The sequence below is a fragment of the Leptospira sarikeiensis genome (assembly GCF_004769615.1).
Classification (GTDB): domain Bacteria; phylum Spirochaetota; class Leptospiria; order Leptospirales; family Leptospiraceae; genus Leptospira_B; species Leptospira_B sarikeiensis.
In genome coordinates this window covers 246,151-259,924 of the sequence record NZ_RQGF01000035.1, presented here as the reverse complement: position 1 = coordinate 259,924, position 13,774 = coordinate 246,151, and the positions used below count along the sequence as shown (strand labels likewise).

At 41.7% G+C, this 13,774-nt stretch carries 12 protein-coding genes; 4 read left to right on the top strand and 8 right to left on the bottom strand.

The annotated features are described in order from the left end of the window. Positions 1-10: 10 nt before the first annotated feature. Both asd and EHQ64_RS17990 read right to left on the bottom strand, forming a co-directional pair. Positions 11-1,057 (bottom strand): aspartate-semialdehyde dehydrogenase, encoded by a 1,047-nt coding sequence (asd, locus tag EHQ64_RS17995; protein WP_135651175.1) that lies wholly within the window; start codon positions 1,055-1,057, stop codon positions 11-13. Positions 1,058-1,136: 79 nt separating this feature from the next. Continuing rightward, the gene (locus EHQ64_RS17990) at positions 1,137-2,705 is read right to left on the bottom strand and encodes a hypothetical protein (protein ID WP_135651174.1); all 1,569 of its coding nucleotides are present in this window, start codon (positions 2,703-2,705) and stop codon (positions 1,137-1,139) included. Between the two features lie 99 nt (positions 2,706-2,804). Here EHQ64_RS17990 and EHQ64_RS17985 point away from each other — a divergent pair, with 99 nt between their 5' ends. Further along, positions 2,805-4,283, top strand: coding sequence for a hypothetical protein (locus EHQ64_RS17985; RefSeq protein ID WP_210410884.1), 1,479 nt, complete (start codon positions 2,805-2,807; stop codon positions 4,281-4,283). On the opposite strand, the gene EHQ64_RS17980 is transcribed toward EHQ64_RS17985, so the two are convergent. The 6 genes from EHQ64_RS17980 to EHQ64_RS17955 all read right to left on the bottom strand — a co-directional run bounded on the left by EHQ64_RS17980 (position 4,268) and on the right by EHQ64_RS17955 (position 10,517). Further along, positions 4,268-5,713, bottom strand: coding sequence for an MBOAT family O-acyltransferase (locus tag EHQ64_RS17980; RefSeq protein WP_135651173.1), 1,446 nt, complete (start codon positions 5,711-5,713; stop codon positions 4,268-4,270). The genes EHQ64_RS17985 and EHQ64_RS17980 overlap by 16 nt on opposite strands. Positions 5,714-5,812: 99 nt before the next feature. Then, on the bottom strand, positions 5,813-6,028 hold the full coding sequence (locus tag EHQ64_RS17975) for a hypothetical protein (protein ID WP_086445707.1): 216 nt from the start codon (positions 6,026-6,028) through the stop codon (positions 5,813-5,815). Positions 6,029-6,809: 781 nt separating this feature from the next. Next, positions 6,810-7,187: a phosphatidylinositol phospholipase gene (locus tag EHQ64_RS17970; RefSeq protein ID WP_210410883.1), complete on the bottom strand. Its 378-nt coding sequence runs from the start codon at positions 7,185-7,187 to the stop codon at positions 6,810-6,812. Positions 7,188-7,193: 6 nt separating this feature from the next. Further along, positions 7,194-8,147 (bottom strand): hypothetical protein, encoded by a 954-nt coding sequence (locus EHQ64_RS17965; RefSeq protein ID WP_135651171.1) that lies wholly within the window; start codon positions 8,145-8,147, stop codon positions 7,194-7,196. 95 nt (positions 8,148-8,242) lie between these two features. After that, entirely contained in the window at positions 8,243-9,277 is a 1,035-nt protein-coding gene (locus tag EHQ64_RS17960; RefSeq protein WP_135651170.1) for a hypothetical protein, read from the bottom strand. A gap of 4 nt (positions 9,278-9,281) precedes the next feature. Continuing rightward, positions 9,282-10,517, bottom strand: a complete 1,236-nt coding sequence (locus EHQ64_RS17955; protein WP_246048831.1) for a helix-turn-helix domain-containing protein — start codon at positions 10,515-10,517, stop codon at positions 9,282-9,284. 393 nt (positions 10,518-10,910) lie between these two features. Here EHQ64_RS17955 and EHQ64_RS17950 point away from each other — a divergent pair, with 393 nt between their 5' ends. The 3 genes from EHQ64_RS17950 (at position 10,911) to EHQ64_RS17935 (ending at position 13,772) form a co-directional block, all read left to right on the top strand. Beyond that, positions 10,911-11,663: a ParA family protein gene (locus EHQ64_RS17950; RefSeq protein WP_135651169.1), complete on the top strand. Its 753-nt coding sequence runs from the start codon at positions 10,911-10,913 to the stop codon at positions 11,661-11,663. Next, entirely contained in the window at positions 11,647-12,492 is an 846-nt protein-coding gene (locus EHQ64_RS17945) for a ParB/RepB/Spo0J family partition protein (protein ID WP_135651168.1), read from the top strand. The genes EHQ64_RS17950 and EHQ64_RS17945 overlap by 17 nt, the downstream gene beginning before the upstream one ends. 386 nt (positions 12,493-12,878) lie before the next feature. After that, a complete protein-coding gene (locus EHQ64_RS17935; RefSeq protein ID WP_135651167.1) occupies positions 12,879-13,772 on the top strand; it encodes a helix-turn-helix domain-containing protein in 894 nt (297 codons plus the stop codon). Positions 13,773-13,774 lie beyond the last annotated feature (2 nt).

Sequence of the window (13,774 nt, the reverse complement as noted above, 5' to 3'; positions counted from 1 at the left end):
TCCTCTTCGACTAGAGTAGGTTTTTCCGATACATTAATTCCGCGTTTAAAATCGCGGCACCGGCAGCCCCACGGACCGTATTATGACTTAGGACCACGTATTTCCAATCTAAAATCGGATCCGGTCTGAGTCTTCCGACAACTGTAGTCATACTTTTTCCTGTATCCAGGTCCAAGCGAGGTTGGGGTCTGTCTTCTTCTTGACGATAAAGAATTGGAATTTCCGGAGCTAAAGGCAATTTTAATTCTTGAGGTTCTCCCTTAAAAGAAGACCAAGCCTCTAGAATTTCGGATTCGCTCACCTTCTTCTTGAATTTCACGGAAACACAAACCGTGTGGCCATCGAACACAGGAACTCGATTACAATGAGCGGAAATTTTGAAATCCGCATTCACGATCTTCCCACCTTCTGCCTTTCCTAAACATTTTAGAGGTTCGATCTCTGCCTTATCTTCTTCTCCCCCGATGAAAGGAACCACGTTACCTAGAATATCCATGCTAGGAACTCCAGGATAACCTCCTCCTGAGATCGCTTGCATGGAGAATAACATAACGGACTCGATCCCGAATTTTTCGAGCAGAGGTTTTAAAGAGATTGTAACTCCCATGATCGTACAATTCGAATTTGTAACGATCTTTCCCGGAGTTTTTTGACTTGAGAGAACATCCAAATGGTTTGCGTTCACTTCCGCAGAAAGAAGAGGAACATTCTCCACCATTCTATGATTTTTAGAATTCGAAATAATATGAATGCCAGCTTCAGCAAAAGAAGTTTCCACTTCTCCCGCGATCGAAGCGTCCAAGCCGGAAAATGCTAGTTTCACACCTTGGGTCACTTTTGGATCAGGCAACGTGATCATTATGTCTCGAGCGTATTTAGGAATATCACTGGAGATCTTCCAACGTTTCTTCATAACTTCCGCATATGTTTTGCCAGCGCTATTCTCAGATGCACATAAATGGGTTACCTGGAAATAAGGATGATCCTCCAAAAGTTGGATGAATCTTTGCCCGACGGAGCCTGTGGCTCCCAAAACAGCTACGTTAATTTTGCTCATAGAAACTTATTCAACCGCTCCTGGACTTTAGAGTCCACATTCGTTCTTTTTATCTATTTTTTTCCAAGTCCATGGAATGTCATTCGACAAATTTAGATATGGCGACTGCGTATTTAGAATTCATCTTTTTGGAACCTTGGAAAGTAAGGTGATGAAAATCCCAAAAGTCTTGGGAAGGCAGCTCTCGACTGAAATCCACAAAATGATTCCCTGCTCCGGTAATATCCTTTAGGTAAGAGATATGGTCCTTATACCAATCCGAACCCTCATACCAAGAAAGAGTGATAGGATTTTCAGGATTATTGATCAGAAGAACAGGTAAATCTTTCTCCTTAAAATAACCTATCAGTTGTTTCATATAACGAAAATGTAGAGCCGGATGGAACTTCTCTTTAGCGATCCTTTTTTTGGAATCCGCGAGCACCTGGATGTATCCGAGGCCGGGCCTTTTTTTCAAGTCGGTTAACATTCGAAAGTAAAAGTATTCTTCGTATTCCTTTTCCGACATTTTAGAATAGCGAAGATCTTCTATCCTCTCCTCTCTTACCGGCTGACGATCTAGACTGGGGAGTTCGTCTTCCATTCCAAAAATCTGCTGAAGCCTTACTCCAAGTTCATCTCTAGACCAATCTTTATGCTCGGGTCCTGCAAAATAAGGAACCCAAGTTTGGGAAAGTTCCGCTTGGACCATTTCCGGGTGATCATTATTTTTATTTGGAAGATCCAAAAATGCAGGGTTCAATACGATCTTCTTCCAGCCAGGACTTGAGAACTCTATGTCTTGAGTTTTACCGGAAGAATTTCGAAGAGATACGATCAATTTTCCTTCTCTCAGGATCTCTTCTACTACCTGAATATAAAAACCTTTCTTTGCCATATAGGATCTAGGCAGAAAAGAGAAAGATTTTCCGGTCCAACCTCTAAAAGTGACTCGTTCCGGAATTTGGACACCATTGTATTCTCCATACTTCGTATTTCTGCCGAAACGATGTTCCCACAAAGCAGAAGTGATCTTCCAATAAATTTCCTTATATTGATAAAAGCCGAAAAGAGAAGCAGTCAGATACTCCGCATTTTTATTGAAACCGAGTAGATCCCAAAATTCCAAAAAAGTCTCAAAAGGAAAAATGACTTTAGATTGAGGAGCATCCCTTAGATCCAATGCATCTAAGATCAGTTTCCCTTCTTCCATCGTTTCGTTTTTACCGTTTTTCGGATCTAAAACATAAGCTCGATATAATCTCCAATCCACAAAATTGATCGGATATACTACTAGATCCGGGGATAAACTTAGGATTTTTTTCCGCATTAAATACGCATCTAGAGGCGGCATTCCCGCATAAGAAAGTAGGATCACTTCGACGTCTTTATTTGTGATCTTACGGAGTTCTTCTTCCACACCTTGAGGATTAAAAGAATACCCGGCAACGCTTGAGCCGATAGCGACTACCCTGAATTTTTTCTTTTGAGATCGTTCGTGGACCTTTACTTCATTCAGGAAATTATAAAAAAAATCAGCACCCCAGGAGGATTCGTTCGGCAATTCCCAAAACGAATATCTAAAAAGAAGGAAGTCCGACAGAAAAACGGAGAGAGTGATAGAAAGTAAAATAGTTATTTTGTAACGATGTTTTGATGAAGACTGCATTCGTTTTTAGCACCATAAACTGGATGCAAATGCCTCTTTGTCCAGAAATTGTTTAGTTTTCTACTTTACCCAGGATGAGCCATTCGCCAGGATTCCAGAGTGGTTTGGCTTTGGACTTCGATTATAATCTTCCTCTGCTCACTTATATTCTCCCTACTTTCCTCGCCCAAAGAAATTTTTTGGAATTCTGACGCCTTATATTTACCATCCGTCTTAATCGACGTAATCAGAGATGGAGGTTCCTTAAGGACCTGGTCCTTCGCTCCAACCCCGTATTTTTTTCCGGACCTTCCGGTAATATTTCTATTCGGAAGTATCACCGAGAATGTATTTCGAGCATTGTTACTGTATGCAATACTCCAAACATCACTCTTAACATTCCTACTCGGAAAATTTATCCGAGTCCTGGAACCAAAGATGCATTATACCCATAGTTATAGCCTGAGCTTACTAACTGTTTCCTCGTTACTCTTGATCGCGGATAAGTTCCCGATGCTATACTATTTATATTTCCCTTCCGTTCATATCAGCGCCTTCTTAGCTACACTATGGATCTGGCCATATTTGAAAAGGGAGAAGGTACCGAAATATTCCGTTTTCCCGTTACTCTCGATCCTTACACTTTCGGACCGAATTTTGATCTTAGAGTTATATCTTCCGGCAGTCTTGGCATGGGCGAGAAGATACGGAAGATGGGGAATTTCTTTCCCACTGATATCGATCCGATTTTTTGCAACAGGGCTTATCGGTTTAGGGCTTCAGTCCCTAGTAAAAGTATTTTTAACGGTCAATTCTCCGAACAAAATACCTACTCTTGAATCTTTATCTAATTGGGGAAACGACCTAATAACCGGGATATTAAGCTTAAAGCTCTCAGCGATCTTCCTATTATTTGCGATTTTAGGCGGGATATTATGCCTGAGAAAAGGAAAAGAATCAGGGCATAGCTACGGATTTCTAGGGTATTTTCAACTCAGCCTATGCTTTTTACCTCCTTTATTCGGGCTATATTCCAGTGAAAACGCCCTAAAATACAGTATTCCTGCTTTCGTATTCGTACCAATATTCTTCGGGATTTTACCTTCCGTCAAAAATCCGACCTACTTAGGTCACTCCAGAAATTTTGCACTTTTAGGACTTATTTTAAGTTTGGGGATCCTAAGCGCATTTGTAGAACCTCCTACAAATATCAGAAGTTGGACTCAAACCATCCAACCGGAAGAAACCATTTGTGTGGATGAATGGAAAGAGAAAGATTCTTTCGTTTTCGTTCTATCCGAATCCAGAAAAGCGAAACGTATCCTGACTTATTCAGAAAAAAGAGTCTTAGCTTATCCGATAGATTTCAGCACACTAGAAGGATCTTATTCAGTTTCCAACAAAGAATGGTTTTTATTTCCTCCAGAAGGCCCAGTCGCAGTATTACCGGACGGCTTAGGAGAATCTAGAGTAAAATCATTTTATGGAGAACCATCTAGGATCTTAGAATGTAGCTCCGGAAACGGAAAGATCTGGGTGTATGAAGAAACGGATAAGATCAGAGATTATCTACAAAGGCCGATTCAAAAAACAAAATAGATAAAAGGTTGAGAGTCGGAAGAAAGTACCACAGCAAATACCAAGCCAATACCGATTATTATTCCGAACAAAACCGGATGTAAATTTTCATAAAATTTCCGAAAAGAACCTGAAGCCTCATCCTTATTCCCGATCCAAGTTGCTATAAAAAAAAGAGCAAACGTTGAGAAAAGATTTCTCAAAGAAGAAAACGAAGGATCTGCTCCGGAAGAAAGACTAAATAATTTTTGAAAAACGATTCCAGTTGTATTCCAATCAGGAGATCTAAAAAACACCCAACAAAGAATAACCGCAAGAATAACGATCAAACGATAAGAGAATTTTCCGAAAGAGAAGATCTTCTCATTTTTGAAAAAAGGAACAGAAAGAAATCGAGCTCCGAATCTTTCTACTGCCAAAAAAATCCCGTGAAAACCTCCCCAGATCACAAAATTCCAACTCGCACCATGCCAAAGGCCGCCAAGCAACATCGTTACAAATAAGTTAATATATGTCCTAACTTCTGATCTTCGATTTCCACCCAGAGGAATGTACAAATAATTTTTCAACCACGAAGATAGAGAGATATGCCATCTTCTCCAAAAGTCCGAAAAACTGGAGGCGATATAAGGCATCCTGAAATTTTCAGTTAACCTAAACCCCAATAAAAGAGCGCAACCTAAAGCAATATCAGTATATCCGCTAAAATCACAGTAAATCTGCAAAGAATATGCAAAAACTGCCGCCCAAGCATAGGCAGTAGAATAAGAGTCCGGAGAAAGATAAAAAGAATCCGAAAGAAAGGATACTTGATCGGCTAAAACAGCCTTCTTCCAAATCCCGATCAAAACGAGTACAATACCTTCTTTAAGAGGGAGTTCCTGCCAATTGCTCCAAGACCTCAGTTGAGGCAAAAATGTCTTAGCCGGAACGATAGGTCCCGCAACTAGCTGAGGAAAGAAAGAAAGGAATAATGCATAATTCCAAAAGTTCTTCTCCGCTTGAATTTCTCTCCGAAACACATCAATCGTATAACTTAGAGACTGAAAAGTGTAAAAAGAGATCCCTACGGGAAGCACAATGCGCCATACAGGAAAAGTCAAATTTAGCCCAAATGCCGAAAATAGGGCATTTCCAGACTCCATAAGAAAAATAAAATATTTAAAAAAGGCCAGAACCCCTAGATTCACAAAGAGAGAAATGCAAAGAAGAAGAACCCTTGTCTTACCCTCTCGGCTCTCCATCCATCTTCCGATCCAAAAATCCAGTAGAGTCGTCCCTAATAAAAGGGCCCCGAATTTTGGATTCCAAGACATATAGAAAAAATAACTTCCGGAAAGAAGAATTAATCTTAAAACCCATATTGGGACAGTAGGGAAACACGAAATAGCCCATCTTAGACTAAATATAAGCAGAAAAAAGAGAAAAAAGATTGGAGTGATGAAATTCATTTACTTAATTTTAAGCATTATACAAAAAGATTAAATTTAATCTAAAATATGAGTACTATCAATCGAATAATCGTAAAAATAAAGATTATTATTAAGCAGTTATATGGTCCATTTACAACGGACTCCGCAATTAGGGCAATCAGCCGTAATTTCAGCTTTTACCCTCTTTCCCTTAGGAGTTTCCACCTTCCCAATCGCGACAAATTCGAAATTTACGCCTTCTGGGACATAATGTCCGCCCCCATACTTTGCCGAACCTTCGATTAAATTTGAGCAGGCATGGCATTTAACTCTTAATTTGATAACTTCGGCCATTCGTTGAGGATCTACGATGGGGCCAGCTTTCGCAACCAGAAACTAACTCTGAGGCTGCCATTTGTACATAGGAATGAAAAATAGATACACATGACATTATGACACTTATTTAAGGAGGTTTTATATACTAATAACCGCTGGAATCCTTAAGCGATTGAAGCCAAACCAAGTATTTCAATTTTCCCTTTAATTCGCTAATTGCCCAGCTAACGCCCTATTCTGGGCCTAAATTGGACCTTCTTAAGGATGGCCTTCCCACAGGAACTTCCTCAAACTATCTTGTTTTACGCCCGTCCTGGGGCCTAAAAGCGCCCTCGTGCAAGAAACTCTCAATGGGCTTGAAATTTCTGAGCAGAAAGCCAATATTCTTCAAAATACCTGCTCCGACCCCTCATTTGCTATCAAATCTGGGTGCCCTATTCTGGGCAGCTCTTCCAATAGCAAAATTCTTCTGGATGGACAGGTGCTATCCCACCGAGTTCAAGGCCATTCGACGCCGAGATGAATTTTTTACGTAGAGAGAATCTGAGCTTTGCGGGCAGAAGGCCTGCTTCGACCCGGCATCGAAGAGGCCATATCTCAAAGGCAGTTACCTTACTTGGATTGCTTAATAATAGGCATTTAGCTATTTGTCGAAATTCCGGCCCCTAAAGCCCGATCCTGGGCGCAGTCTGCCGTTTTTCTATCGTATGCGCCGAATTACGGGCATTTAAACCATGTTGGCGCCGTTGTCAGGACTTTGCATTTTCCCCTGTGGGCAGCACAGGGAGTTTTGATGGAATTAAGCTCTTTTGCGTGCGGGGGCGGTTTTTTTAGCGGAAATTGATTTTTTTGAAGAAGCGACTAACTTCTTTTTCTCTTTTTTAGAATCGATGGAGCTTGCATCAAAATTCACGTCCAGTCCCATCTTCTTGTTTCTCTTCACCATGTATACGAAGTGACGAACATATTGTGCATAAGGCTCGGGAACTGATTTCGGATCGAAGTCCAAAGGATTTTCCAGAAGAGATCGGACGGTTGCTTGATTTAAATCTTCTTTGCTTGTGACCATTAAAGTCTCTAGTCTGCGAAGAATTTCATGATCATTCACTTCACTTGTGACTTTTTTCATCGCATTCAAAAGCCTCTGAAAAGAGGTTCGTTTGATCTTAATGGCCATATTTTGTTATGTTAGAATTTCAGGGGTCGGACGACCAGAAGAAAATTTATACTCACCTGAGGAACAAGAGGCCTCTCCGATTTCTTGGCTTATACCTCTCCCGAATTTTGCAAAATCTCCCTGCTCACTGTATCCTTCGACTTTCGAAACTCTTGGGAGAATAATGGACAGCCCGCCCTCTTCTACTCCGCCAATTTTAGCGAGTCTCGAGCTTACCGAGTGGATTGCAGATCTTTCAAGAGTATTTGCCCCTAAATGGACTGTTCTCAGCTTCGACTTACCGTAGGCCGAGAATTCCACCTGTGAGAGCTGGATGGCAGGAACTCCTGCAAGGAAATCGAGTTTTTGATCATTTTCCAGAGAATCCCCTTCTACCCAATGCTGGCCCATGGCCCAAGTAGCGAGATTTTCCAATCCACAGGAAACCGAGATTATAAAATTCCTAGATTGATAGCCGAGGCCTCTGGCCATATCGGATTTTTGCACTTCATCATTTTTGGAAGATTTAAGTGGAAGGAACCCCCCTCCATTCTGCTCGATAAAATTTCTTAGGCTAAGAAGATTTTCGGATCCGGCTAAGCAACCAAAGGCCGCCCAAATTGAATTCGCGTTTTTTTCGATCCCGATCCTTTGGTCTTTCCGGTTCACGCCAGAAAGAGAAATATTTTCTCTCTCAGTTTTTTTAGGTCCGGAAGATTTTGCGATCCTGGATCCGGAATGATCATCGGTAAGTAAAGAATCTAGATCAGGAAAGTCCGAGTTCCTCTCTTCTTCCGAATAAGAAATCCCTTCGGATAAAATTTGATCCACTTCTTCTTGATAGATAGATTTTAGTTCTTCCGAAATTGACTCTTGAGCCTCGGACATAAATTGCTCAGAAGCATCTACGTCGGACGCCTCATTTGCAAAGGCAGAACTCGAGCCCAAAGCCAAGGCGGCAATAAGCAAGAACTGTGCCAAAAAATTATGTCTCATTCGAAAAAACATAGTAATATAGCCCATTTTTAACCATTTTTCAGGGAAATGGAAGCTTTTTTTACCGTTTTTCTAGGTTTTTAGGCAATCTTCCGGAATAATCTTTTGGCCCTGAGTTTCCATTCCCAAAGCACAATTTCCTGTTCTTTGGTCTCGGCACGGTCTTGTTCTTTTTCCAAAAGTGCATAAACCATACTAGCGATGTCTTTGGAAAATCCTTTATCCAGTTCTGCCTCGAACTCTTCTTCCCTAGTTTCTAAAATTAAACCCGCAAGACGGAAGCCTTCATCTAAATTTTTTAATTTAGGGGCCCAGCCTTTTAACTCTTCTTTCTCATCATCATTTCGGATCATCACATCCAAGAAAGTTCGAATAAAGGCAACCTCTTCCGATTTCAAGGTGAACTCTAGAAGTAGCTGTTTTACTTTTTCCAATTCCATTTTTCGAAGATGAACCCTAGCTAAAAATACCGGGTTCTTGGAATGCATATTCAGATTCCCTTTTTCCAATAAGTCGGTAGCCCGGACCTTATTGAAATCCACGATATTCGAGTCTGCCCTAAGGCTTTTTTCTAACTCCTCTTTTCCAGGACTTTGCCTTTCGTCAGCCGTCCCAATTTTCTGGGCCACCTTCCTCTTGATGATCAACATATTTAAGGAAGGGAATCTGATCTTCAGGGCAACCAATTCCTGGCGAGGGAATTCTTCGTCCAAAACCAGGTGGTGCATTTCGACCCCCTGATCCCGCGCGCGAAGAAGACTATCAATCCTGTCATAATGATAGATGATTACCGGGAGAATATCGCAGTCGCTTCCGCTGTTCAAAAAGATGGTCCGGACCTCATTTCCGGAACTGGAATGTTGGTAAGGAATAACCAATTTCCCCTGCTTCACATTCACAAAACTGAGATCGCCCAACCTAAAATGTGAGAGGTCAAAATCCTCTCCTAAAAATGCAATTCTAGGAACCGGGACCACGATCGATTGGTTTCTGGCACCTTTCGGGACCTCGGGCCCCTTGGACGTAAAAACTACGTACGTCATTTTCCCCAAACGGACTTTTACCAAAAAGCCGGCGGGAGTTTTTCTTTCTTCGTATAAGGAATCTAATTCCAAAATTTTAACCCAAACCCAGGTTTTTTAATTTATATTGCAAAGAACCCCGAGAAATTCCCAAGGCCTTGGCCATTCGAATCTGATTTCCGCCAAATAATTTATCCGCTAGGAGAATTTTCTGGCGTTCTACTGCCTCAACGGCTTTTCGCAAATCTAGGTCCTCAGGATCCGGGAGAGAAATTCCCTTGGGACCTTCTTTTTTAAGGTTCGCATTTCGAATTTCCCCGGAGCCGGAATTTAAAACTGCTTCTTCAATAGCGTTTCGGAGATCTTCCAGATTTTGGCAAGAATCACTTTCCGTTAGAGACTCAATCGCCTCCCCAGAAAGCACCAGATCCGGACGCCCATGTAATTCGCAGACTTCTTCAAAAATGGGCAAAACGGAGGACGCTCGGTCCGATTTTGCCCATTCTTTCCAAGCTGGTAATTCTAACCTATTTCCATCCAAAAGCGAACGAAAATATAAGAACTCTTCCTTAGGTTTTTTGCCCGGATTTTCTAAAAAAATAAGACGGGATTTTCCGGTCTTTCTCTGAGAATATTCGTATAAAATTCTTTGCTGCCCGATGGAATAATTTTCGGAATTCTCTAAAATTAGAGTCCCGGACTCGGCCATTTTCTCCCAATCTAAAAGTGCTTTTTCTAACTTAGAAGATTGCTCCGGAAGAATGGAAACAGTCAAAATAGGCCGCCCCGGAAATTCCCTTTTTTGGATCCATTTCGAAAGAGTTTTTTTTCCGGAAGAAGAAGGGGCGGAAATACAGATGGCGCCGGACTCCCGGAACTTTTCCAGATGAGTTTCGTTCCCCTTCCCCAATTTAAAAAGTAAGTCTCCAAGAGGATCCTTTTGATTCAAATTCTGCTCCGGAATAAATGCAGGTCTCGAATTTTCCTTTTTTAAAAGTCCCGAGATCTTTTGGCAGAATAAATGCAAAAGTAATAGCTGTCTTTCGTCCGCCGGCCTATCCAATTCGATCAGAAAAAAACCGACCATTCTGCTTTCATGGGAAACGGAAGAAAGTAGGCAGCCGAAAGAATCTTCTCTGAATAACTCGATTTCATCGGATTTGGGTAAGAAAAATGGAGCCTTACTTTTTTCAAGTTCCACTCGAACAGAAGATCCTCTTGCTAAAAATGGATAGAAGAATCCTTCTTCCCCATATCCCCAAGATCCGATTTCTTCCAGGGCAGAAGGATCCGATTCGGAAGCAAGAGTTGCAAGTCCCGCCAAGCCGCCCATAAATTTCAACCAATCCGGAAACGCAAGGGGCAGAAGAAATCTCAATTCTTCTGGATTTGGATTCCCCCAAATTAATTCTTCCGGCGCGGATAGCATAAGAGGGAAAATGTTTAAAATTAAGCATGGTGTCAACCATGTACCTGAAGTTTTCAGGCAATGTCGGACGTCCGACATTTTGGGACCTCTTGTTATCATTTTTCTCGAAATTTAAGAATTAGTTTGAATGCTCTCACCCCTTCTCTTAGATGGAAATATATCGCCTCACCCGATCTGGGTCTGGCTTTCTAATTTTTATTTTTATTCAAAATCCTTTCACTTATTCTTCTGAATTCTAGCGGAGCGAGTAAAGGACTGGATGTCGGACATCCGACAATTGAGATACAAGGGAAAAGAATGATTGTAGTATCGATTGCAAACCAAAAGGGCGGAGAAGGAAAAACCACCACCTCCCTGAATTTAGCCTGGGGTCTCGCGAGAAGAGGCAAAAAAACTCTTCTGATCGATATCGATCCTCAGGCAAATTCCACAGGAATTTTTCTGAATCCGGAAGGGCTAGATAAGTCCATGCATAATATTTTTCAGTCCAAGGCAAAGGTCCGAGAAGTAATGGTGCAAACACATGTGGAAAATTTAAATATTGCTCCCTCTAGACTTACCCTCGCGGAAGCAGAGACGGTTGCGGCAATCGTAGACGCTCCATATATCCTGAGGGACGCACTTGCGGACCTGGAGAAGGAAATCGATTTTTGTGTAATCGATTGCCCCCCTAGTCTTTCTATTTTTACCATCAACGCACTCGTAGCTTCTAACTATGTGATTATCCCTCTTCAGGCGGAAAAATTTTCCGTAGATGGGATTTTGGGACTCCAGCAGACGATCACTAGTATTAAAAAAAGGATCAATCCCGGACTAGAAATTATGGGAGCTCTAGTCACCCAATTGAAGCCTCAAACGTTATTAACTAAAACTATCATTCCGGTCCTGACAAAATATTTTAGGATCTTTGATACTAGCATCTCGGATGGAGTGGCAGTGGGAGAATCTCACTTAGCCAGAAAATCAGTTTTCGAGTACAATAAGTCCAGTCGTCAGGCTCAGGAATACGAAGGCTTCATAGAGGAGTTTTTAAATGAGCTCAAAAAGTAAACGGCTCGGATCCCTTGCAGACGTCTTTCAGGCTGAAAAACTAGAAGGTACAATTCGTAAGATCCGCCTAGATAGGATCCGCCCTTCTGAGAGCCAGCCTAGACAAGAAAGAAAAAAAGGCGTAGAAGAGCTTGCCCAAAGTTTAGATAAGGACGGACTACTCCAACCTATCCTGGTCACCAAACAAGGGGACGAAGAATTTTATACGATCATTGCCGGAGAAAGAAGATACCATGCAGCAAGTCTTCTCAAATGGCAAGAAGTAGAGTGTAAGATCCTAGACAAGGACGCAAAAGAAACCTTCCGTCTCGCCATCATAGAAAACCTTCAGAGAGAAAATTTATCTCCATATGAAGAGATAGAGGCGATGACCCATCTCAAAACTTCATTCTCCTATACGGACCTGGAGCTCGGAAATCTTTTCGGAAAAAGTAGAAGTTATATGACCGAGCTTCTGGGGATCTCCTCTCTTTCAAAAGAAGACTTGCGGGTTTGCAAAGAAGCCGGAATTGAATCCAAAAATCTTTTGGTCCAAGCAGCCTCTGCTTCAAAAAAAGGAACCTTAAAGGACTTCCTTGAAAAGTTTAATTCGGGTGAATTAAAAACCGTAAAGGACGCAAAATCTTTCAATCGAGCAGAAGATAGCCTTTTCCCGGTCAGCCATAGCAGTTCCAAGCCCAACTCCAAAGAAGAACCGGCGGAATCCCCCTACCCTTATAAAATTACAAAGAAGGGAGGGTCTGTCATCATCTCGACTGAGAACGAAGATTTCCTTTCCGAGTTACATAAATTCGTTAAGAAAGAAATTTCCAAAAAATTCGGAAAATAATATCTCAACAGAATATTCCGATCGCTTAGCATATATTGTTAAGCGAAATAAAATTCAAACAAACATGTACTTAGTAAAAGTTTTTACAGTACTCTTCTAAAAATTGGCTCAATGAGATTGACAGGCCTGGAAAAATCTTCAATATGTGACATAATATTGTAAACGGAAATGTAGTACTTTCTCCCAACCCGGAAGAGAGAAGGAAGAAGCATTGCCGTTGGTCCGAGATAAAAAAACTCCCCTGGTTTGCCCAGGGGCCGGACCTTCCCGAAGGAATGTTGTTGGATGAGACATAAGTAACCTTATGTCGGATAAATGTCAACTACCTTCGAAACTTTTGCTTAAAATTAATTTTTTTGCTCCCGGGGCAAAAGAGGATCCAAGGTATGGGCGAGCATTTTCCATATATAAAATTCCTCTCGGATATCATTGAATCCGGAGTTTGGGCCAGTCTTTCCCCTGCGGCAAAGACCCTTTACCTTGTCCTGCTTAAATTTAGTGACCAGACCTTCAAGCCGGTTTGGCCAAGCAACGAAAGCCTAATTCGTCTCACCGGATTAAAGACTAAAAAATCTATTAATGAAGGAAAGAAAGACCTAGTCAGAGCAGGCCTTCTACAGTTTGTCCCAGGCACTGGCCATAAGAACTCAACTTACTATTTCTGCTTCAACTACCCCGGTTCCAGGATTCCACCCCAGGGGGTTATTTTTGGAACCCCCGGAGGGATGCAGGGGGCGACCCCAGGGGGATTGGGGAGTAGCCCGGAGAGGGGGGCTCAGGGAAACCCAAACAATATAAATATAACCATCCATAATACCCAGAACCAAAAACCTAGTAATTCTGAGAAAAAAGAATTATCTTTGGATGGATTAAAAGAACGATACGGAGAACAGATTTTGTCTGAAGCAACTGAAATCGCGAAGGCTCAGGGACTAGGGGAAAATTTACATTATATACGCGGAATTTGTAGAAACTTATTTGGGAACAAGCAGCCGAATTTTGAGCACGCCCAAACAACAACTCAAGCCTCCCCTTCTTCTTCAGGAAGAGAAGCCTCCTGGATCGGTTTTCTAGATTGGTGTAAGGGAAACTTATCTAGAAGTAGCGTGGAAGTATTGGAAAAAGTTCGTGTTGAGCCCGACGGGAAGACTCTTTTAGTGAAGGATCCACTTCCCGAGACACTTAGAATGATCATTACAAAGTACTTCACAGACAAAATCCACCCGTCGATACTGGTTATATTTTCTGCAAAAGCCGAAGAAAACCGGGTACATGTTTAAAA

Excerpts from the sequence above, each read along its gene's own strand:
- asd (WP_135651175.1), bottom strand. The coding sequence starts at position 1,057 with ATGAGCAAAATTAACGTAGCTGTTTTGGGAGCCACAGGCTCCGTCGGG.
- EHQ64_RS17955 (WP_246048831.1), bottom strand. The coding sequence starts at position 10,517 with ATGGGCGGCTTGGCGGGACTTGCAACTCTTGCTTCCGAATCGGATCCT.
- EHQ64_RS17990 (WP_135651174.1), bottom strand. The coding sequence starts at position 2,705 with ATGCAGTCTTCATCAAAACATCGTTACAAAATAACTATTTTACTTTCT.
- EHQ64_RS17975 (WP_086445707.1), bottom strand. The coding sequence starts at position 6,028 with ATGGCCGAAGTTATCAAATTAAGAGTTAAATGCCATGCCTGCTCAAAT.
- EHQ64_RS17945 (WP_135651168.1), top strand. The coding sequence starts at position 11,647 with ATGAGCTCAAAAAGTAAACGGCTCGGATCCCTTGCAGACGTCTTTCAG.
- EHQ64_RS17970 (WP_210410883.1), bottom strand. The coding sequence starts at position 7,187 with ATGGCCATTAAGATCAAACGAACCTCTTTTCAGAGGCTTTTGAATGCG.
- EHQ64_RS17980 (WP_135651173.1), bottom strand. The coding sequence starts at position 5,713 with ATGAATTTCATCACTCCAATCTTTTTTCTCTTTTTTCTGCTTATATTT.
- EHQ64_RS17950 (WP_135651169.1), top strand. The coding sequence starts at position 10,911 with ATGATTGTAGTATCGATTGCAAACCAAAAGGGCGGAGAAGGAAAAACC.
- EHQ64_RS17935 (WP_135651167.1), top strand. The coding sequence starts at position 12,879 with ATGGGCGAGCATTTTCCATATATAAAATTCCTCTCGGATATCATTGAA.